18 protein-coding genes and 3 tRNA genes are annotated in these 20,825 nt (G+C 42.5%); 19 read left to right on the forward strand and 2 right to left on the reverse strand.

Going from position 1 to position 20,825, the window contains the following annotated elements; all coding sequences use genetic code 11:
• The first annotated feature begins 36 nt into the window (after positions 1 to 36).
• The 9 genes from LI149_RS06450 to LI149_RS06490 all read left to right on the forward strand — a co-directional run bounded on the left by LI149_RS06450 (position 37) and on the right by LI149_RS06490 (position 6,551).
• Positions 37 to 585 carry an ANTAR domain-containing response regulator gene (locus LI149_RS06450; protein ID WP_227143101.1) on the forward strand — a complete coding sequence of 183 codons (549 nt, stop codon included), beginning with the start codon at positions 37 to 39 and terminating at the stop codon, positions 583 to 585.
• Between the two features lie 20 nt (positions 586 to 605).
• Positions 606 to 1,454 (forward strand): diaminopimelate epimerase, encoded by an 849-nt coding sequence (gene dapF, locus LI149_RS06455; protein ID WP_227143102.1) that lies wholly within the window; start codon positions 606 to 608, stop codon positions 1,452 to 1,454.
• Positions 1,455 to 1,494: 40 nt separating this feature from the next.
• Entirely contained in the window at positions 1,495 to 2,709 is a 1,215-nt protein-coding gene (locus LI149_RS06460; protein ID WP_173786373.1) for an LL-diaminopimelate aminotransferase, read from the forward strand.
• A 170-nt stretch (positions 2,710 to 2,879) separates the two neighbouring features.
• Positions 2,880 to 2,950 (forward strand) — tRNA-Gln (locus LI149_RS06465).
• Between the two features lie 262 nt (positions 2,951 to 3,212).
• Positions 3,213 to 3,283 (forward strand) — tRNA-Gln (locus LI149_RS06470).
• Between the two features lie 61 nt (positions 3,284 to 3,344).
• Positions 3,345 to 3,418 (forward strand) — tRNA-Pro (locus LI149_RS06475).
• Between the two features lie 193 nt (positions 3,419 to 3,611).
• On the forward strand, positions 3,612 to 4,430 hold the full coding sequence (gene murI, locus LI149_RS06480) for a glutamate racemase (protein WP_005330595.1): 819 nt from the start codon (positions 3,612 to 3,614) through the stop codon (positions 4,428 to 4,430).
• Between the two features lie 27 nt (positions 4,431 to 4,457).
• Positions 4,458 to 5,138, forward strand: a complete 681-nt coding sequence (locus tag LI149_RS06485) for a TIGR00266 family protein (protein WP_040015240.1) — start codon at positions 4,458 to 4,460, stop codon at positions 5,136 to 5,138.
• A gap of 126 nt (positions 5,139 to 5,264) precedes the next feature.
• Entirely contained in the window at positions 5,265 to 6,551 is a 1,287-nt protein-coding gene (locus LI149_RS06490) for a chloride channel protein (protein WP_173786212.1), read from the forward strand.
• A 90-nt stretch (positions 6,552 to 6,641) separates the two neighbouring features.
• Here LI149_RS06490 and LI149_RS06495 read toward each other — a convergent pair whose 3' ends face one another.
• Positions 6,642 to 7,334: a helix-turn-helix transcriptional regulator gene (locus tag LI149_RS06495; protein ID WP_227143103.1), complete on the reverse strand. Its 693-nt coding sequence runs from the start codon at positions 7,332 to 7,334 to the stop codon at positions 6,642 to 6,644.
• Between the two features lie 231 nt (positions 7,335 to 7,565).
• On the opposite strand from LI149_RS06495, the gene LI149_RS06500 reads away from it, so the two are divergent.
• The 7 genes from LI149_RS06500 (at position 7,566) to LI149_RS06530 (ending at position 15,735) form a co-directional block, all read left to right on the forward strand.
• A complete protein-coding gene (locus tag LI149_RS06500) occupies positions 7,566 to 7,940 on the forward strand; it encodes a sporulation initiation factor Spo0A C-terminal domain-containing protein (RefSeq protein ID WP_173786214.1) in 375 nt (124 codons plus the stop codon).
• Between the two features lie 504 nt (positions 7,941 to 8,444).
• Complete coding sequence (gene aspS, locus LI149_RS06505) at positions 8,445 to 9,776, forward strand: aspartate--tRNA(Asn) ligase (protein WP_173786215.1); 1,332 nt, start codon at positions 8,445 to 8,447, stop codon at positions 9,774 to 9,776.
• Positions 9,777 to 9,878: 102 nt separating this feature from the next.
• Positions 9,879 to 10,976, forward strand: coding sequence for a hypothetical protein (locus tag LI149_RS06510; RefSeq protein ID WP_227143104.1), 1,098 nt, complete (start codon positions 9,879 to 9,881; stop codon positions 10,974 to 10,976).
• Positions 10,977 to 11,025: 49 nt separating this feature from the next.
• The gene (gene gatC, locus LI149_RS06515; protein WP_173786217.1) at positions 11,026 to 11,319 is read left to right on the forward strand and encodes an Asp-tRNA(Asn)/Glu-tRNA(Gln) amidotransferase subunit GatC; all 294 of its coding nucleotides are present in this window, start codon (positions 11,026 to 11,028) and stop codon (positions 11,317 to 11,319) included.
• Between the two features lie 13 nt (positions 11,320 to 11,332).
• Positions 11,333 to 12,799, forward strand: coding sequence for an Asp-tRNA(Asn)/Glu-tRNA(Gln) amidotransferase subunit GatA (gene gatA / locus LI149_RS06520; protein WP_119225435.1), 1,467 nt, complete (start codon positions 11,333 to 11,335; stop codon positions 12,797 to 12,799).
• Positions 12,800 to 12,801: 2 nt separating this feature from the next.
• Positions 12,802 to 14,235, forward strand: coding sequence for an Asp-tRNA(Asn)/Glu-tRNA(Gln) amidotransferase subunit GatB (gene gatB, locus LI149_RS06525; protein WP_227143105.1), 1,434 nt, complete (start codon positions 12,802 to 12,804; stop codon positions 14,233 to 14,235).
• 84 nt (positions 14,236 to 14,319) lie between these two features.
• Positions 14,320 to 15,735 (forward strand): amidophosphoribosyltransferase, encoded by a 1,416-nt coding sequence (locus LI149_RS06530; RefSeq protein WP_005340942.1) that lies wholly within the window; start codon positions 14,320 to 14,322, stop codon positions 15,733 to 15,735.
• Between the two features lie 237 nt (positions 15,736 to 15,972).
• Here LI149_RS06530 and LI149_RS06535 read toward each other — a convergent pair whose 3' ends face one another.
• Positions 15,973 to 16,290, reverse strand: coding sequence for a hypothetical protein (locus LI149_RS06535; protein WP_117606680.1), 318 nt, complete (start codon positions 16,288 to 16,290; stop codon positions 15,973 to 15,975).
• 190 nt (positions 16,291 to 16,480) lie between these two features.
• Here LI149_RS06535 and LI149_RS06540 point away from each other — a divergent pair, with 190 nt between their 5' ends.
• From LI149_RS06540 to LI149_RS06550, 3 genes are read left to right on the forward strand one after another with little or no spacing between them, the layout of a single operon-like run.
• Positions 16,481 to 16,723, forward strand: a complete 243-nt coding sequence (locus LI149_RS06540; protein WP_118359438.1) for a type II toxin-antitoxin system prevent-host-death family antitoxin — start codon at positions 16,481 to 16,483, stop codon at positions 16,721 to 16,723.
• Positions 16,716 to 17,420, forward strand: a complete 705-nt coding sequence (locus LI149_RS06545) for an ABC transporter ATP-binding protein (protein ID WP_117495311.1) — start codon at positions 16,716 to 16,718, stop codon at positions 17,418 to 17,420. The genes LI149_RS06540 and LI149_RS06545 overlap by 8 nt, the downstream gene beginning before the upstream one ends.
• Before the next feature lie 15 nt (positions 17,421 to 17,435).
• Positions 17,436 to 20,783: an FtsX-like permease family protein gene (locus LI149_RS06550; protein ID WP_227078847.1), complete on the forward strand. Its 3,348-nt coding sequence runs from the start codon at positions 17,436 to 17,438 to the stop codon at positions 20,781 to 20,783.
• The last annotated feature ends 42 nt before the right edge of the window (positions 20,784 to 20,825 follow it).

Genomic DNA, 20,825 nt, shown 5'->3' on the forward strand with positions numbered 1-20,825 from the left:
CGGTTTTAGCAGCGATACACAGCAGGAGGTGGCAAATTGGTAGGTATTATAGTTGTATTTCCGAACAAGGATAATGCGACCAATATCCGAAATCTGTTAGTGCGTGCAGGGTTTAATGTTACTGGAGTGTGCACGACAGGAGCACAGGCGATGAACTACGCAGATTCTGTTGATGAAGGAATTATCGTGTGTGGATACAAACTAAAAGATATGATGTATTCAGAATTAAGAGAATATTTGCCGGATCGCTTTGAGATGCTTTTGATTGCGTCACAAGGGAAATGGGAAGAAGGGCTGGCAAGTGGTGTCATGGGACTGACTATGCCGATCAAAGCGTATGATCTTATGAATACCCTTCAGATGATGCTTCAAAATATGGACCGGCGGCGCAGAAAACGTAAGAAAACGATTAAGAGCAGGACTCCTGAACAGGAAGCATTGATCCGAAAAGCAAAAGAATTGCTGATGGCGCGAAATAATATGACAGAAGAAGAGGCACACCGGTATCTTCAGAAGAACAGTATGGACAGCGGAACGAATATCGTAGAGACAGCGGAGATGGTACTTAGCATTATGAATGAATAAAGATGGGAGAAATAATAAAAATGAAATTCACAAAAATGCAAGGTCTGGGGAACGATTACGTTTATGTAAATTGTTTCAAAGAAAAAATCGACAATCCACCTGAGGTGGCAAAGATTGTCAGTGACAGACATTTCGGAATCGGGTCAGACGGTCTGATCATGATCAATCCGTCTAAGGTGGCTGATTTTGAAATGGAGATGTATAATGCAGATGGTTCCAGAGGAGAAATGTGTGGAAATGGAATCCGTTCTGTCGCAAAGTATGTCTATGATTACGGACTGACTGATAAGACACACATTTCCGTGGAGACACTTGGAGGAATTAAATATCTGGATTTGACGGTGAAAGATGGAAAAGTTGCACTGGTACGTGTTGATATGGGAGAACCGGAGCTTGACCCGGAGAAAATTCCGATTATAATGAAAGGGTATTCTGATGAAACTGATAGGGTATTAAATGCTCAGATTAAAGTAGATGGGAAAGAGTATCATATGACTGGTGTATCAATGGGAAATCCTCACGATGTTGTCTACATTGATGATGTACAGGGACTTGACATTGAAAAAATCGGACCGAAGTTCGAGAACCATGAGAGATTTCCACAGCGGATTAATACAGAATTCGCAAGAGTTATCGACAGAAAGACCGTGGAAATGCGTGTGTGGGAGAGAGGATCCGGCGAGACACTTGCATGTGGAACCGGAGCATGTGCTGTAGCAGTCGCGAGCATTTTAAACGGATATACAGAGCGAGAAGTAGAAATCCGTCTTCTGGGAGGAAATCTTCAGATTGAATGGAATGAAGAAGATAATCATGTCTATATGACAGGTCCGGCGACCGTTGTATTTGACGGGGAGATAGAACTGTAAGAAGATATCACATAATGAATAAATAAAGGAGACTAGAAAGATGTTCAAAGTAAACGAAAATTATCTGAAATTACCAGGAAGTTACCTTTTTTCAACGATTGGAAAGAAAGTATCTGCATATCAGGCAGCTAATCCGGAGAAGCAGATCATCCGCCTTGGAATCGGTGATGTAACACAGCCACTTGCACCAGCAATCATCGAGGCCATGCACAAGGCTGTTGATGAGATGGGCCATGCCGAGACATTTCACGGATATGCACCAGATCTTGGATACGAATTTTTAAGAAGCGCCATGGCAAAGAACGATTATCAAGATAAAGGCTGCGACATTCAGGCAGACGAAATCTTTATTTCTGATGGTGCAAAATGTGATTCGGGAAATATTCAGGAAATTTTTGCGGCAGACAGTAAGATTGCAGTGTGTGACCCGGTTTACCCTGTGTACGTTGATACAAATGTAATGGCAGGACGTACCGGAACTTACGATGCAAAGACAGAGACATGGAGCAATGTGATCTACATGCCTTGTACAAAAGAAACAAACTTTGCACCGGCATTGCCGGAAGAGACACCGGACATCATTTATCTGTGTTTCCCGAATAACCCGACAGGATCCACAATCACAAAAGCACAGCTTCAGGAGTGGGTAGATTACGCTAATAGAGTCGGAGCAGTCATCATCTACGACTCTGCATATGAAGCATATATCTCCGAGTCAGACGTACCACACACCATTTACGAGTGCGAAGGAGCAAGAACATGCGCAATAGAGCTTCGAAGCTTCTCTAAGAATGCAGGATTTACAGGAGTACGTCTTGGAGCAACCGTTATTCCAAAAGATCTGAAATCCGGAGACGTGATGCTTCATTCCCTGTGGGCAAGACGTCATGGAACAAAATACAACGGAGCACCTTACATCGTACAACGTGCAGGGGAAGCGGTATACAGTGAAGCAGGAAAGGCTCAGTTAAAAGATCAGGTCGCTTATTACATGAACAATGCAAAAACAATCAAACAAGGACTGAAAGACGCAGGATATAACGTATCCGGCGGCGTGAATGCACCATATATCTGGTTAGAAGTACCAAAAGGAATGACATCCTGGGATTTCTTCGATTATCTGCTTGAAAAAGCAAACGTAGTCGGAACACCAGGTTCAGGATTCGGACCAAGCGGAGAAGGATATTTCCGCCTGACAGCATTTGGAACATACGAAAACACAGTAGCAGCAATCAAGAGAATCAAAGAAATGTAAATTGTAGTAAAATTGTAGATGGGGACGTAGCATTTTGTTAAAATGCTACGCCCCCATCAGCGATTTGAAAAATGTCTGGTGAAAATGCAAAAAATCTATTGACATTCTCTTGAATATGTGTATAATTAATATTTGCTGGACAAATAAAACAGCAGAGTAAGTCACACTAATGCGGATTGGTGTAATGGCAGCACAGCAGACTCTGACTCTGTTAGTAGAGGTTCGAGTCCTCTATCCGTAGTTATTGATGCTGAGTATTTCGTAAGAGATACTCAGCATTTTGCGTATACGGGCGCTGCGTTCGGGACGTAGAGGTTGAAAGAGTAAATATTGACACTTTTTACTTTCACACAATAGATGCAGATTTTCTAATATATCAGCTAGAAAATGAGAGATATAAATTTGGTGAAAAATTGCGAAAAAATAAAAAAAAGGGTATTGACTTTTTTTCAGAATTAAGTATAATAATATTTGTTCGCTGATAACGCAGAACATCACACTAATGCGGATTGGTGTAATGGCAGCACAGCAGACTCTGACTCTGTTAGTAGAGGTTCGAGTCCTCTATCCGTAGTTCCTTGGCAGGGGCGCCGGATACTTGAATGAGTATCCGGTTACTTAATTAAAGAATGTATCGGAGTGTGGCTCAGCTTGGTAGAGCGCTACGTTCGGGACGTAGAGGTCGCAAGTTCAAATCTTGTCACTCCGACTATGATTGGTCGCAAAGCTGATATATGGTTAGTTTTGTGGCTTTTCTTTTTTGCAAAGTTGTAGTTTAAATATTTTCTATGCTACGTTTTGCAGTGGCAATTAAATATTCTTTGAGACAACTTAATTCTGTGCTATAATGAAAGAACAGCTTGATTGTGCCAAGGCACATTCATTGTTCTAGGAGTGACATCATGAAAATAGGTATTTTTGACTCGGGCATGGGTGGGTTGTCTGTTCTGCACCGTGCACTTCGCATGATACCAGAAGCAGATTTTCTCTATTATGCGGACGAGGAGCACGTCCCATATGGGGAAAAAACAAGAGAGCAAGTCCGGGGATATATTGACGAAATTATAGCATTTATGATAAAGAAGCAGGTAGATGCGATTGTGATTGCCTGCAATACAGCTACGAGTGTGGCCACAAAAGAATACAGAAGTCAGTTTCCACTGCCGATTGTGGGCATGGAACCGGCAGTGAAAAAAGCAGTAGAAGAATATGCTGACAGACCGGGAAGAATCCTGGTGGCAGCAACACCAATCACAATTCAAGGAGACAAGCTTCATCACTTGGTGGACCGGGTGGATAAGCGTGATATGGTAGATCTGGTTGCGCTCCCAAAGCTGGTTAGATTTGCAGAGCAGGAAATATTTGATCAGGATCAGGTTGTGCCGTATCTTAAGGAGGCGCTGAAGGATTATCCATTAGAGGAATATAAAGCATTTGTCCTTGGCTGTACGCATTTTAATTATTTCAAAGAGAGCTATCAGGAGATTTTCCCGAATAAGATAGAATTTGTAGATGGAAATGAAGGAGCACTTCGGGAATTAATCCGTAGAATGGAAAAAGAGTGTGATACGATCAGTGTGAAGAATGGGGCTAATGATGCAGAGGAATTTTCAAAAACTGATCGGGTTACATATTATTTTTCTGGTAAGCAGATTTCAGCGGCAGACCAGATACGTATTGACAAATATATGTGTCAGTTAGACCGAATGGCACTTATATAAAATCCCATATAAAGGAGGATGACAAATATGAGGTATCAGATTCAGGGAGATACTCTTCCGGTTGTGATCTGCCAGCTTGAAGCGGGTGAGCGGATGATTACGGAAGGAGGCGGTATGTCCTGGATGTCTCCGAACATGAAGATGGAGACAACGACCAATGGAGGGATTGGGAAAGCTGTAGGAAGAATGTTCTCAGGAGAGAAGATGTTCCAGAATATTTACACTGCACAGGGAGGCAACGGAATGATCGCATTTGCTTCTTGCTTTCCAGGATCGATTCGTGCATTTAACATCAGACCGGGGCAGGAAATGATCTTCCAGAAGAGTGCATTTCTGGCAAGTGAAGCGGGAGTACAGTTGTCTGTACATTTCCATAAGAAAGTGGCTTCCGGATTATTTGGAGGAGAAGGATTTGTTCTTCAGAAAGTCAGTGGACAGGGAGTTGCATTTGCGGAATTTGACGGACATGTAGTGGAATATGAACTGCAGCCGGGACAGCAGATTGTGATTGATACGGGACATCTTGCAGCAATGACAGCCAGTTGTCAGATGGATATTCAGACTGTGCCGGGCGTGAAGAATATGCTTTTTGGAGGCGAAGGGCTGTTTAATACCGTGATTACAGGACCGGGAAGGGTATGGCTTCAGACAATGCCAATCAGTAATGTTGCCGGGGCACTCAGACCATATATTCCGTCAGGCTCATAAGGTGAGGTATTTATAAGGCGCACGGATAAAAAACTGGTTATTATAGGTGCAATTCAAATTTGCATATAGCCAAGTTTTGAATCCGTGCGTTTATAATTTTAACAATACAGGAATAGAGGAAGTGAGATGGAAATGGAGAAGGTGAAGAAGGAGCTCATGCATATGTTTCATGCGTGGAGAATATTGTTAGGGAGTCTGGTGAAATGGATTCTATTATCGATTGTGATTGGCGGTGTGATCGGTGTCATCGCCAGTGCATTTGCGAATCTGATCACGTGGGCAACGGACTTTCGTATGGGGCATATGTGGATGGTATATCTGCTGCCTTTTGCAGGTCTCATGATTGTTTTTCTTTATCATGTTACGGGGCAAGAGAAGAATGCCGGAACAGATATGGTGCTTATGGTAGTACGGTCAGATCAGAATACGATGCCGGGAAGAGTGGCACCATTGATTTTGATTGCGACAGCTTTGACGCATTTGTTTGGAGGTTCTGCCGGCCGGGAAGGTGCGGCACTTCAGTTTGGGGCAAGCCTCGGAAACTGGCTAGGACGTAAGATACATTTGAATGAGAGTGATAAACGTATTATGACGCTGGCGGGTATGAGCGCAGCTTTTGCAGCACTATTTGGAACGCCGATGGCAGCAGCATTGTTCCCGATGGAGGTTATCAGCGTCGGGATTATGTATTATGCAGCGCTCGTTCCGTGCGTGTTCTCCGCATTTATCGGAGAGCGGATTTCAATCTTTATGGGAGTTCGGACACTGACTGCGCCGTATCCCGTAGAAGAAGTTCCGAATTTTTATGGAATCGCGTGGGGAAAAGCGATTCTTTTGGCAATCTGTTTTGCATTTGCCGGAGCGCTGTTTTGCGTGATGTTACATATTTTTGAAAAGCAGTTGAAAAAATGGTTTCAGAATCCGTACCTTCGAGTGTTTGTTGGAGGTGTGACAGTCGTTCTTTTGTGGAAGATTACGGGAACAGATACCTACCTGGGGCTTGGTGGAGGTACGATTGCGCAGAGTTTTGCAGAACCGCAGAAATTGTGGGTATTTCTGTTGAAAATATTATTTACATGTATCACACTTTGTTCAGGTTTTAAAGGCGGTGAGATAGTCCCGTCACTGTTTATTGGGGCGACATTCGGCTCCGCACTGGCACCGATATTTGGCTTGCCGGTAGATATCTGTGCAGCGTGTGGCATGGTAGGCGTGTTCTGTGCTGTGACAAACAGTCCGATCAGCTCCCTTCTGATTGCATTTGAGCTGTTTGGATTTGCAGGAATGCCGTATTTCTGTACCGTAATAGCAGCCAGCTATCTGCTGTCTGGATATCAGAGCCTTTATAAAGCGCAGAAGATTGTGTACTCCAAGACGGAAAATAAATACATAGATAGGAATACGACCTCTTAAAATAATAAAAATGCCACACAGACAGGTGACGAAAGAAAGCCTTGAATCTGTGTGGCGCTTTTGCTAAAAAAAACAATCAATTGAAATTAGTTAGCGTCGCAGGACTGCAATCACGACTCCGAATTTTAACCATTGTACCATATCGGTATGATTGTTCGGGTCAACTGTGATAATATCGCCATAACCGTTGATCGGGAGCAGATGACAAGGATTTCCCTGTTGCATCTTGCGGATAAATGCGCGGCCGGTCGGCTTGTGGATCAGGATACAGGTGTCACCGTCACGCGGAGGTTTCTTTGAAATTCCCAGGATATCATTTATGACATACACAGGATTAAGGTGGTTGGAAGTAATGCGAATGCCACAATGCAGGCGTTCACCATATTTCTTAATATATTCCGGACAGTAGATACGTTCTTCATTCGCAGAATCCAGTACCATACCATCTTCCATGTTGCCGGTCAGTACAAGAACATCCAGCATATTTTCTGAATCCTGCTCGTGACTCATCATTTCCAGTTGGAAATCAATCTTGCCACTGATGTATGCCTTCTGGCGATTATTTAGCAGACGAAACTTTTTCAGACATTCCATTTCCGGATTATCATTTCCAAATAACTCATAAAGAAAATGCCCTGTCATTTTGTAGATTTGCATGGCAATCATGATATCAATTTTGTCAGTCCTCCGAGAAATGATATTTTTGTAAGTAGACACTGAAATTTCCAGTTTGGATGCAAATTCGGCCTGTGTCATTCCAAGATTTAAACGTTCCTTTTCCAAATTCTGGACAAAACAGTCCAATAATACATTTTTCGTCATATTTGTCTCGATTTCCCTTTTTTTTGTTTGCTGGAATAATGGACAAAAAACTGACCATTTATAAAATGATGTTGAAAAAAAGTCGTAAATTTCGGTTAAGTAATTAGCTTAGTAGTTGGCTATAATACTTTATGTAAGTATTATAGCAAGTGCATTTTTTTAAATCAACTACAGAATCAGGGGGGACGTAACATGGAGAATGCAACACTACAAGTTTTATCGAAATGCAATATTACGCCAAAATATAAAGGGTATACATATTTACCAGTGGCGGTCAGACTGGCGAATCAGTACATGAGAGAGCCGTTGTGCATTATGGCTGATATTTATCCTGTTATTGGGCAGATCTATGACGAATCGCCAAGAAAAGTAGAGCGGGCAATCCGGAAGGTTGTAGAAGTGGGGTGGCAGAACAACCGGGAATATATGGTGGAGATTATGGGATTTGGTGCGAAGAAATGTCCTGGAAGCGCGCAGTTTATTGATGCACTTGTGTATTATATCAACTGGAAGATGACTCACACCTCGCAGCAAGAATGCCGAGGCATTCTTGAAACTCAACAGTAATCCGCAGCCAGCTTTGAGAGGAATTGTCTAAGAGAAGATTGAAAGAAAGGAAAAGAACAAAAAAGAACATAAAAAAGTTGAAAAAATGTCTTGCAAAGAAAAAAAACATGTGCTAACATAAGAGCATCTTTTTAGAGACAGTATAAAAAATGCAAAGAAAGAGACTCTGTTCGTGATAACTTGACAGGAATATGACGCCACCGACTGAGAGCGTCATTTGAGGGAAAGGAACAATAGGGAACACTCTGGAGCAGACTGAGCGAAAGCAATTTAGGTTTAAATTTACAGTAATTGCAAGTAGAGCAGTACGCTGGCACGCGTTATGTGCGAGAGATGAATTCAAAGACGAGTTCAAAAGCGGGTGGTACCGCGGATATTAAGATAATCCGTCCCGGAATACGATTATGTATTCCGGGACTTTTTGCATTAAGAAAGATACTTTCTGAAAGAAAAATATTAAAAGAGTAATAAAATGGAACAAAATTTAACAGGAGGGAAACAGTCATGGAATACCAGACAGGCGTAAAGAAAAAAGATACATTGGAGATTACAGAACTTTTAAATGCAAAGACCAGCGAGGCAGTAAAAGTCAATGGTGCAGTGCATACAATCCGTGATATGGGAACAGTTGCATTTGTAATCTTAAGAAAAAGAGAAGGCCTGCTCCAGTGTATATACGAAGAAGGCAGTGCCACATTTGATCTGAAAGAAATCAAAGAAGCATCAACGCTTGAAGTCGAAGGGGTGCTTGAGCAGAATGAAAAAGCGCCGAATGGCATTGAAATCCGCATGAAAAAAGTTAAAATCTTAAGTCAGCCGGAAGATGAGATGATGCCGCTTGCAATTTCCAAGTGGAAATTAAACACTTCTCTGGAGGCAAAGTTAAATTATCGTTCCATTTCTCTTAGAAATATCAGGGAGCGTGCAAAATTCCGGATTCAGGAAGGACTGACAAGAGCATTTCGTGATTTCCTATATAGTCAGGAATTTACTGAGATTCATACACCGAAGATTGGAGCCAAAAGTGCAGAAGGTGGTGCAAACTTATTTAAGCTGGAATATTTCCACCGCCCGGCAGTGCTCCAGCAAAGTCCTCAGTTCTACAAACAGATGATGGTCGGTGTGTTTGACCGGGTATTTGAAACGGCGCCGGTGTTCCGTGCTGAGAAGCATAATACGAAGAGACATTTGAACGAATATACGAGTCTGGACTTTGAGATGGGCTATATTGATGGATTTGAGGATATTATGGGAATGGAGACAGGATTTCTCCAGTATGCCATGGAACTTTTAAAAAAAGATTATGCCAGAGAACTGAAGATTCTGAATGTGGAACTTCCGAAAGTAGATCAGATTCCGGCAGTAAAATTCAGTGAGATCAAAGAGCTGGTAGCTGAGAAATATAATCACAAGATGCGTAACCCATTTGATCTGGAGCCGGAAGAAGAAGTACTGATTGGAAAATATGCAAAAGAAGAGTGGGGCAGCGATTTTGTATTTGTTACGCACTATCCGTCAAAGAAGCGTCCATTTTACGCGATGGACGATCCGGAGGATCCGAAATATACACTGAGCTTTGATCTTCTCTTCCGTGGCCTTGAAATTACGACCGGAGGTCAGAGAATCCACGATTATCAGACACTTCTAAAGAAGATTGAAGCAAGAGGCATGACGACAGAAGGTATGGATCAGTATCTTGCTACATTTAAACATGGCATGCCGCCACACGGAGGACTGGGAATTGGACTGGAACGCTTGACGATGCAGCTGCTTGGGGAGGATAATGTAAGAGAAACAACATTATTCCCAAGAGACTTAAGCAGACTGGAGCCATAGAGAATTCCCAGACAGTTCTTCTCATCTATGCTCCCCATAAAAGTGGAAATGTACCTGCTTAACCACCCGGGAGCGAAATGAGCAGAGAGGATGGAAGAAGCTATGTTTGGAAAGAGATGTTCTTTATGTGGAGGAAAACTGAATAGTAATGGAATCTGTACGGAGTGTGGATTAGACAATAACAAATCCGATAAAAATTATCGAATAAACCAAAGTGAATGTGATCATGAACCATTGACTCATGTGCATTATGGCAAGAATGAGAAGCCGGAGAAACAGCCGAAGCCAAATACATCGAGACAGTCCTGGCAGGGGAGTCAAAAAGATAACAACAGGCAGCAGGATCAGTCCTGGCAGGGGAGTACAACTACTTACTCTGGAAATACAGGAAGTACAGGGCGTAAGAAAGTCGGTAAGAAGAAAAAGCCGGGAAGGATTATCAGTAAGATTATAGCAGTCATTGTCATCTTCAATGTATTTTTTGGTATTTTCCAACCGATGGTCAGTGATATTTTAGATGATGTAATCAGCGGATACCAGGAGAATACACAAGACTATACAAGAAGTGACCCGTATGAAAATGTGACAAAAGAACTTCCGGCAGATGGTGAGAGTGTAAGTTTTGAGCTGACCAGTGGTGACTATGTGGTCGGTGTGCACATTCCGGAAGGAAATTATCAGGCGGATGTATCTTATGATTACGATACGGTCCAGGTTGATGACTGGGACAGCGGATTTTACCTTTATGAATATGCAGGGCGGACAGACGGTGATTATCTGGATGACTTAAGATTATACAATGGAGCGATTGTTCACATTTCTTCACAGACAACGATTACACTTTATTCAGATAATGCGCAGACAGAAAACATTCTTTATGAAAATAATCCACTGGCAGGACAAGAGCCTTTGGTAGTAAAAAAAGACCTGACCGTAGGTCCTGACCTTCCGGCAGGGGTGTATGATCTCATACTGGTCAGTGGAGAAGGCAGTGTGGACGTTGATATTTATACAGAATATGGTGAATCTATGGAGACAAAAGATCTGTATCTGGGCGAGAATTGCACAGACGGAAAGGAATATAAGAATCTTGTTCTTCCGAAAAATGCGCAGATTACATTAGATGACAATATGGAACTCCGACTGACTCCAAGCGAGCATATATCAACGACGGATTATTATGAATATTACAATTATTAGAGATAAGAATTAAGATGTAAGATAACTGGCAGACAGGAGGGTGCTTAAAATGGCAAACAAAATCTCAGACGAGACCATTGAGTATGTGGGTATTCTGGCGAAGCTGGAACTTTCAGAGAAAGAGAAAGAAGAAGCCAAGGCAGATATGGAAAAAATGTTGGACTACATTGATGTATTAAATGAACTCGACACGGATGGAATTGAACCGATGTCTCATGTATTTCCGGTGAATAATGTATTTCGCGAAGACGTTGTGACAAATGGTGATGGCAGCAGTGATACATTGGCAAATGCACCACTTATGAAGGAGCAGAGCTTCAAGGTGCCGAAGACAATCGGATAGGAGGAGACGAGTTATGGATATTATGAGTCTGACAGCAGTGGAACTCGGAAAGAAAATAAAAGCAAAAGAAATTTCAGTTACGGAAGCCACGCAGGCATATCTGGATCAGATTGAAAAGGTAGAGAATGATGTGCACAGCTATGTGACCATTGATAAAGAGGGTGCATTAAAGCGTGCCGAAGAAGTTCAGAAGATGATCGATGACGGAACACTTCTGAGTCCTCTTGCAGGTGTTCCGGTGGCAATCAAGGATAATATGTGCACGAAAGGGACGAGAACAACTTGCAGTTCCAAAATTCTGGAAAATTTTGTTCCAACCTTTACTTCAGAGGCAGTTTTGAACTTGGAAAAAGCCGGTGCAGTCATAATCGGAAAGACTAATATGGATGAATTCGCCATGGGAAGTACAACCGAGACTTCTTATTATGGAGTGACAAGAAATCCATGGAATCTGGGACATGTGCCAGGCGGTTCTTCAGGTGGCTCCTGCGCAGCAGTGGCAGCAGGTGAGTGCGCTTATGCACTTGGTTCTGATACAGGTGGATCTATCCGTCAGCCGAGTTCATTTTGTGGTGTAACGGGGATTAAACCGACTTATGGAACGGTATCCAGGTACGGACTGATTGCTTACGGTTCTTCGCTGGATCAGATCGGACCAATTGCGAAAGATGTGACAGATTGTGCGACTATCCTTGAGACAATCGCTTCTCATGATGTAAAAGACAGTACTTCCGTGGAGCGGGAATATGACTTTACTTCGGCATTGACAGACGACGTGAAAGGTATGAAGATAGGTATTCCGAGAGATTACTTTGGGGATGGATTAAGCGCAGACGTAAAAGAGCAGATTTTAAATGCAGTGAAGGTCCTGGAAGAAAAAGGCGCAGTTGTAGAAGAATTTGACTTAAGTCTTGTGAAATATGCGATTCCGGCATACTACATTATTGCAGATGCTGAGGCAAGTTCCAACCTGGCACGTTTTGATGGCGTAAAATATGGTTACCGCACAGAAGAATACGAAGGACTTCACAATATGTACAAAAAGACACGTTCCGAAGGATTCGGAGCAGAAGTAAAGCGCAGGATCATGCTTGGATCTTTTGTATTAAGCTCTGGATATTATGATGCTTACTATCTGAAAGCACTTCGTACAAAGGCACTGATTAAACAGGCATTTGACAAAGCATTTGCAAAATATGATATGATCGTGGCTCCGGCGGCTCCGACAACGGCACCAGAGCTTGGAAAGAGCTTAAGTGATCCGATGAAAATGTATTTGAGTGACATTTACACAATCTCCGTGAACCTGGCAGGACTTCCTGGAATCAGTATTCCGGTAGGAAAAGATTCCAAAGGTCTTCCGGTCGGCATGCAGCTTATCGGAGACTGCTTCCAGGAGAAAAAAATTATCCAGGCAGCCTACACATTTGAACAGACAAGAACTTATGAAGCACCACAGTTTGTGAAGGAGGGAAGATAGTTATGGCAAAGCAGTATGAGACAGTCATTGGACTTGAGGTTCACGTAGAACTTGCGACAAAGACAAAGATTTTCTGTGGTTGCAGCACCCAGTTCGGAGGTGCGCCAAATACCCACACATGTCCGGTATGTACTGGTATGCCAGGTTCCCTTCCGGTACTGAACAGACAGGTAGTAGAGTATGCAATGGGAATCGGACTTGCAACTCACTGTGATATTACAAGAGTATGCAAATTCGATCGTAAGAATTACTTTTACCCAGATAACCCACAGAACTATCAGATTTCCCAGTTATATTTACCAATCGCAAGAAATGGTTATGTAGAGATCGAAGTTGGCGATACGAAGAAAAAAATACGGATCCATGAAATGCATATGGAGGAAGATGCCGGTAAGCTGATCCATGACGAGTGGGACGATACATCACTGGTAGATTACAACCGAAGCGGTGTACCGCTTGTGGAGATTGTATCGGAGCCGGATATGCGCTCTTCTGAGGAAGTTATTGCATATCTGGAAAAACTTCGTACAACTATTCAGTATCTTGGTGCTTCTGACTGCAAATTGCAGGAGGGCTCTATGAGAGCGGACGTGAACCTGTCCGTTCGTGAAATGGGAACCAGTGAATTCGGAACAAGAACGGAGATGAAGAACCTGAACTCCTTTAAGGCAATTGCAAGAGCCATCGAAGGAGAACGGGAGCGTCAGATTGAGCTTCTGGAAGCCGGAAAGAAAGTTGTTCAGGAGACGAGACGCTGGGATGACAACAAAGAATCATCACATGCAATGCGTTCCAAAGAAGATGCACAGGATTACCGTTACTTCCCGGAACCGGATCTTGTCCCGATTGTTATCAGCCAGGAATGGATTGACCGGGTTAAGAAACGACAGCCGGAATTCCGTGAGGAAAAATTAAAGCGTTACAAGAAAGAGTTCGATATTCCACAATATGATGCAGAAATCCTCACAGAATCTAAACATATGGCGGATATCTTTGAAGAAACAACTGCTTTATGTGGAAAACCTAAGAAAGTTTCCAACTGGCTCATGGTGGAGACGATGCGGCTCTTAAAAGAACATAACATGGAATCAGAAGATATTATATTTACACCGGAGAACCTTGCGAAACTAATCGAGCTTGCAGATGCAGGAACAATCAACAGCTCGGTGGCGAAAGAAGTTTTTGATCATGTGTTCGAGGAAAATGTAGATCCAGAAAAGTATGTTGAAGAACACGGGCTTAAAACGGTCAATGACGAAGGAGCACTTATAGAAGTTCTTAAAAAAGTTATTGCAGATAATCCACAGGCTGTAGTAGACTATAAGGGTGGAAAAGAGAAGGCACTTGGAGCACTGGTAGGTCAGACGATGAAAGCAATGAAGGGGAAAGCAAATCCCGGACTGGTCAACCAGAAGCTTCGTGAGATGTTAAAGTAAAAAGAGTGGCCTGGCTTTTGCCGGGTTACTTTTTTGCATGGAATAAATAGTTATAAAAACAAAAGAGTATATAAGGAGGTCGCCATGGGAGGATTTTTTGGTGTAGCATCAAAGCAGGACTGTGTCCTGGAATTATTTTACGGAGTAGACTATCACTCACATCTTGGCACAAGACGAGGAGGAATGGCAGTTTATGGAGAGGATGGATTTTACCGTGCCATTCATAATATAGAGAATTCTCCATTCCGTACAAAGTTTGATCATGATGTGTCAGAAATGAAAGGATATCTTGGAATTGGCTGTATTTCCGATTATGATCCGCAGCCACTTTTGATTCAGTCACACCTTGGAAGCTTTGCAATCACAACAGTCGGAAAAGTTAATAACTATGAGGAACTGTTAAAAGGTCTGTTTGAGAAGGATCATTCACATTTTCAGGAAATGACTAACGGGCAGATCAATGTGACAGAGCTTGTGGCGGCGCTAATCTGTGAGAAAGAATCCATAGTAGAAGGAATCAAATATGTACAGGACGTTGTAGATGGTTCTATGACGATGCTTGTCATGACAAAAGAAGGAATCTATGGTGCAAGGGACAGGTATGGGCGAACACCTCTTGTGATAGGTAAGAAGGATGATTCTTATTGTCTTTCATTTGAAAGTCATGCTTATATTAACTTGGGCTATACCGATTATAAGGAACTGGGACCTTGCGAGGTCGTCTATGTGACATCGGAGGGAGTAGAAGAAATACGCCCGGCAAGAACTGGCAAGATGAAGATCTGTTCTTTCCTGTGGGTATACTATGGATATCCGACTTCTGCGTATGAAGGGGTAAATGTTGAGGAAATGCGTTACCGTTGCGGAAGTATGCTGGCAAAGCGTGATGGAGATAGTGTGCATCCGGATATTGTAGCAGGTGTGCCGGATTCAGGTATTGCTCATGCAATCGGATATGCAAATGAATCAGGAATTCCGTATGCAAGGCCATTTATCAAATACACACCGACATGGCCGAGATCATTTATGCCGACCAACCAAAGTCAGCGTGACCTGATCGCGAGAATGAAGCTGATCCCTGTACAGGCTCTGATCGAAGACAAGAAATTACTCTTGATCGATGACTCGATCGTCCGTGGAACACAGCTTCGTGAGACAACAGAGTTTTTATATAGAAGCGGAGCGAAGGAAGTGCATATCCGCCCGGCATGTCCACCGCTTCTTTATGGATGTAAATACCTGAACTTCTCAAGATCGAAATCCGAGATGGATCTGATCACGAGAAGAGTCATTCAGGAGCAGGAAGGCGGAGAAGTATCTGCAGAGGTATTAAAAGAGTATTCAGATCCATGCTCCGACCGCTATGCAAATATGATCGAAGAAATTCGAAGAATCCAGAACTTTACGTCACTAAGATACCATAGACTGGACGATCTTTTAGAGTCTATTGGAATTGATCCAAGTCAGGTATGTACGTATTGCTTCGATGGACGGGAGTAATTTTACTGATTATATCAGCTTTGAAAATGCATAATGAAAATCCACCTGATTTGTCTTCCCTGTGCAAGACGTTCTGATGAGCCTGATAGAACAGAAAACTTAAAAGCAAAGGCTTTCAAGTTTTCTACAGTCTCATCGCCACTGCACAGAAGTCAGAAAAATCAGGTGGATTTTCTGTTCTGCAGTTTCCGGTAGTATATAATCAATAAAACTTACATGCTGACACGAAGCTGCTTATTAAGGTTGCAACGCTTTCAATACACTACTTTCGGCTTCTATCTGGCTTTTGAGTTCGAGGATAAGTGTGCATTGCTGACGGATGTCTGCGGAGCGAATCTCGCATTGTTCTTTGATTCTGTGCAGACGTTCTGCATAGAGCTGGACACTGTGATTATCAAGAGGCTTGTCTTTCAGCATGGCTTCTTCTAACACAGCTTTCTGATACATTTTCTCAACAGTTTCTAATTGTTTCAGCAGTTCTGGTATTTTTTTCAAATATTCCCCGTATACTTCCAGTTGCTGACATTCTTTCTGAGTGTTCATAAGTAATTCCATGGCAAACTCCAATCTTTATAATTTATAGAAAAATGACATTAGTAGTTCTTAATAATAGTATAAAGTACTTGGAGCTGAAATGCATTATGATTTTATTTTTTTACTGCTGTAAAATTAACGTGTGAATTTAATTGTAAAGAAGAAAAAGAATTGTTATACTAAGAAAAAGAACTGAAAGGAAGCGGTGAAAATGCCAAATATAAAACCAATTTCTGATTTGAGAAATTATACAGAAGTTTTAAAAGAAACAAGTGAAGGTGCTCCTGTATTTTTGACTAAAAATGGCAGAGGTGAGTACGTGATTTTGGATATGAAAGATTATGATAGAATGAAAGCAGAATTAGCATTGATGGCTGAATTAGGGAAAGGTGAAAAAACGGTAAGGGAAGAGGATTGGGTGTCAACGGAGGAAGTGGAGGAAAGTTATGAGTAGTTTTGTATCCCTTGAGGATGTGAAGAAAATATATCAGATGGGCGAGGTGCAGATTATGGCTGCAGCCGGTATTGATTTCCAGATTGAGAAGGGAGAATTTGCAGTTGTGGTAGGCCCAAGTGGTGCCGGAAAGACAACGGTTTTGAATATTCTTGGAGGTATGGATACGGCAAGCTCTGGTCGAGTGATCGTAGATGGAAAAGATATTGCACAGTATTCACCGAGACAATTGACAGCATATAGAAGAGATGACATTGGTTTTGTATTTCAGTTTTATAATCTGATCCCGAACCTGACTGCTCTTGAAAATGTAGAATTAGCTCTTCAGATCTGTAAGAATCCTATGGATGCCCAGGAGGTTATGGAAGATGTAGGACTTGGTGAGCGTCTGGATAATTTTCCGGCGCAGTTATCTGGTGGAGAACAGCAGAGGGTTTCCATTGCAAGAGCGCTTGCAAAGAATCCGAAGCTTTTGCTGTGTGACGAGCCGACAGGAGCACTGGATTATAATACAGGTAAGGCGATTTTGAAACTTTTGCAGGATACTTGCAGGGAAAAGGGGATGACTGTAATTCTGATCACACACAACTCTGCAATTGCGCCAATGGCGGACCGTGTCATTAAGATAAAGAATGGTATGGTATCAGAGATGACAGTGAACGAACACCCAGTTCCAGTCGAGACGATTGAGTGGTAAAGAAAGGCATTACATATGAAAATGAAACCAACGAGCAAAGATTTTTATATGGAGATCCGAAAGAGTCCGGGGCGATTCCTGTCTATTTTATTTATAGTGGCACTGGGTGTTGCATTTTTCTCAGGAATTCGTGCATCGGAGCCGGATATGAGACTGACGGGAGATACATATTTTGATGAAAGCAATCTTATGGATATTAAAGCGCTCAGTACATATGGCGTGACACAGGACGATGTGGACGCGATTTTGAAAATCGACGGAGTAGAACATGCAGAGGGCGCGTACAGCGCGGACTTCATGCAGGTCGTAGATAAGAAACAAAAAGTTCTGCATGTGATATCTTTACAGGATGAGATGAATCAGGTGAAGTTAAGTGACGGACGGATGCCCCAAAAAGCAGGGGAATGTCTGGCAGACCAGGATGCAGGATATAAGGTCGGAGATACAATTAAATTGCGTTCCGGAACGTCTGATGAGGTTAAAGATACTCTGACGACAGATACGCTGAAAGTTGTCGGCCTTTGCAGCAGTCCGATGTACATTTCTTATGGACGTGGAAGTGCAACGATTGGTACCGGAACTATCAGTGCATTTGTCATGGTGCCGGAAGAGACATTTGATATGGACGTATACACGGAAGTATATGTACAGGTCAAAGGTGCAAAAAATGAAGTAGCATTTACGGACGGATATGATAAGAAAGTAGAGAAAGTCTTGGAGCAGATCGAAGATATTACGGATGAACGAGCCGAAATTCGAAAGCAGGAGCTGGTAAATGAAGCACAAGAGAAGATTGACGAGGCGAGAGAAGAACTGGAGCAGGGCAGAGCGGATGCAGCTTCGGAACTTGCGGATGCGGCGGCTAAGATAGCAGACGCCGAGGAGCAGTTGACGAGTGGAAAAGCACAGATCACCAGTGGTAAAAAGCAGATTGCCAGTGCTAAGAATACATTGAGCAAAAAAGAAAGCGAACTGGAACAGGCACAGAATCAATATAATGCCGGACTTGCACAGCTTCAGGAAGGTGAGGCTCAATATGAAGCCGGACTTGCACAATATGAGGCTGCGAAGCCGGAAGCAGAAGCAAAGATTCAGTCTGGAAGAGAAGGACTTGCAGCGCTTCAGCAGATGATTCAGGCAGACCAGCAGACATTGACGAAAATTCATCAGGGGATCGAGGCAGTAAATTCTGAATTGTCAGCATTTGACCAAATACCTGAGGATCAGCTTACAAAAGAGCAGAAGGAGCAAAAAGAACAATCTGAACGACAGCTTACCGAGCTTAAGGAAAACGAAGCTGGCATGCAGCAGAAGATTTCCATTGAACAGCAGAAATATGATGAGAGTAAAGCCGAACTGGATGCTGCCCAGAAGCAGCTTGATGACACTGCAGCAACTCTGGCTCAGACGAAGTCAGAGCTTGACGCTGCGAAGGCTTCTTTAAATGGTGTTCCGCAGCAGCTTGCAAGTGGAAAATCCCAGATTCAGTCCGGATGGGCTGAAATTCGAAAGCAGGAGAAGAAGCTGGAAGAGGGAGCAGCAGAAATCGCGGAAAATGAAGCGAAAGTTGCAGAGGCAAAAATTGAGTATGCCAATGGTGAAGAGGAGGCTGCCCAGAAGATTGCAGAAGGCGAACAGAAAATTGCGGACGCAGAGGCAAAGGTTCAGGACATCGAAAAACCAACCTGGTATGTCTATGACCGTGATACTTTGACTGAGTATTCCGGGTACGGAGAAAACGCGGAGCGTCTAGGTGCGATTGGCCGTGTCTTCCCGGTATTATTCTTTCTTGTCGCGGCGCTGATTAGTCTGACCAGCATGACGCGAATGGTAGAAGAGCAAAGAACCGCAATCGGAACCATGAAAGCACTTGGATATAGCAAGATGTCCATCGCGAAGAAATATCTTGGATATGCGTTGATCGCGACAGCAGGCGGCAGTGTATTGGGTGTGCTGATCGGTGAAAAGATATTGCCATATATCATTGTCTATGCATATGGAATATTATATCAGCATATTACACATATTCTGATCCCATACCAATGGATCTATGCCTGGATGGCAGCGGCGGCAGCAATTGTATGTACAATGGCAGCAACATTTTTTGCATGTTACAAAGAACTTGTAGCACAGCCGGCAGTACTGATGCGCCCACCGGCACCTAAAAATGGACAAAGAGTTTTCTTGGAAAGAATAAAATTTATTTGGAAACATTTAAGTTTCACATGGAAGTCTTGCATTCGTAACTTAACCAGATATAAGAAACGTTTCTTTATGACAGTTTTTGGAATTGGCGGTTGTATGGGATTGATGCTGGTTGGATATGGAATCAAAGATTCCTGTTATGAAATTGCAGAATTGCAGTTCCGGGATATTCAGATGTATGATGGAAGTGTCTACCTAAAAGAAGACATTTCAGATGAGACAAGACAGAATCTCCTGGATTATATGAAGGACGATTCGGACATCAGTCATTATATGCAGACCAGCATGAAGAATGTAACACTTGTCAATGGAAAGAATAAACGTGATACTTATCAGGTCGTATTTTCGGAACCGAAAGACGTAAAAGATTATTTTGATTTCCACGACCGGAAATCAAAAGAGGAGTATACGCTTGATGATGAAGGTGTCATTATTTCTGAGAAAACCGGAAAACTTTTGAATGCAAAAGCAGGGGATACCATTGAAATTAAAGATGAAGAGAATGGTAATAAGAAAGTAAAAATTGCTCATATCTGCGAGAATTATATGGGACACTATATTTTCTTTACTCCTTCTTATTATGAGAAAGTGTATGGTGAGAATTCGGAATATAACAGTATTTTCTTTGCAGGACAAAAAGGAGATACGCAGGAAGACTACAACAAGATTGGTGAAGACATTCTGACCCAGGACGGAGCGCTTAGCGTCAGCTATATGCGTGATATTGAAAAACAGCTGGACGATATGCTAAAAAGTCTGAATCTGGTTATTGTAGTACTGATCATTTCTGCAGGAATGCTTGCATTTGTCGTACTTTATAACCTTAATACTGTTAATATCACGGAGCGGCAGAGGGAACTGGCAACCTTGAAAGTGCTGGGATTCTATGATCTGGAAGTGGCAGAACACGTATATCGTGAAAATGTACTTTTGACATTCATCGGAGCGGCGGTAGGAGTGGTGCTTGGAAAATTCCTGCATGCCTTTATCATTGATACGGTGGAAGTAGACACAGCCATGTTCGGAAGAAATATTAACTTTTCAAGTTACATGTACAGTCTGCTATTTACAATTCTGTTTTCATTGATCGTAAATGGAATTATGTATTTTAAATTGAAGAAGATTGATATGGTAGAATCACTCAAGAGTATTGAATAAATGGAATTGAAGCCAAGATGTAAGAAAAACTCCTTCCATAGA

It is taken from the genome of Dorea sp. 210702-DFI.3.17, from assembly GCF_020560825.1.
Taxonomy (GTDB): domain Bacteria; phylum Bacillota; class Clostridia; order Lachnospirales; family Lachnospiraceae; genus Dorea; species Dorea formicigenerans.

Bases quoted from the DNA above. Each gene is read 5' to 3' on its own strand.
- gatB (WP_227143105.1), top strand. From the start codon at position 12,802: ATGGCAAAGCAGTATGAGACAGTCATTGGACTTGAGGTTCACGTAGAA.
- LI149_RS06530 (WP_005340942.1), top strand. From the start codon at position 14,320: ATGGGAGGATTTTTTGGTGTAGCATCAAAGCAGGACTGTGTCCTGGAA.
- LI149_RS06550 (WP_227078847.1), top strand. From the start codon at position 17,436: ATGAAAATGAAACCAACGAGCAAAGATTTTTATATGGAGATCCGAAAG.
- LI149_RS06540 (WP_118359438.1), top strand. From the start codon at position 16,481: ATGCCAAATATAAAACCAATTTCTGATTTGAGAAATTATACAGAAGTT.
- LI149_RS06460 (WP_173786373.1), top strand. From the start codon at position 1,495: ATGTTCAAAGTAAACGAAAATTATCTGAAATTACCAGGAAGTTACCTT.
- LI149_RS06535 (WP_117606680.1), bottom strand. From the start codon at position 16,290: ATGGAATTACTTATGAACACTCAGAAAGAATGTCAGCAACTGGAAGTA.
- LI149_RS06545 (WP_117495311.1), top strand. From the start codon at position 16,716: ATGAGTAGTTTTGTATCCCTTGAGGATGTGAAGAAAATATATCAGATG.
- dapF (WP_227143102.1), top strand. From the start codon at position 606: ATGAAATTCACAAAAATGCAAGGTCTGGGGAACGATTACGTTTATGTA.
- gatA (WP_119225435.1), top strand. From the start codon at position 11,333: ATGGATATTATGAGTCTGACAGCAGTGGAACTCGGAAAGAAAATAAAA.
- LI149_RS06485 (WP_040015240.1), top strand. From the start codon at position 4,458: ATGAGGTATCAGATTCAGGGAGATACTCTTCCGGTTGTGATCTGCCAG.
- LI149_RS06500 (WP_173786214.1), top strand. From the start codon at position 7,566: ATGGAGAATGCAACACTACAAGTTTTATCGAAATGCAATATTACGCCA.
- LI149_RS06490 (WP_173786212.1), top strand. From the start codon at position 5,265: ATGGAAATGGAGAAGGTGAAGAAGGAGCTCATGCATATGTTTCATGCG.
- LI149_RS06510 (WP_227143104.1), top strand. From the start codon at position 9,879: ATGTTTGGAAAGAGATGTTCTTTATGTGGAGGAAAACTGAATAGTAAT.
- aspS (WP_173786215.1), top strand. From the start codon at position 8,445: ATGGAATACCAGACAGGCGTAAAGAAAAAAGATACATTGGAGATTACA.
- gatC (WP_173786217.1), top strand. From the start codon at position 11,026: ATGGCAAACAAAATCTCAGACGAGACCATTGAGTATGTGGGTATTCTG.
- murI (WP_005330595.1), top strand. From the start codon at position 3,612: ATGAAAATAGGTATTTTTGACTCGGGCATGGGTGGGTTGTCTGTTCTG.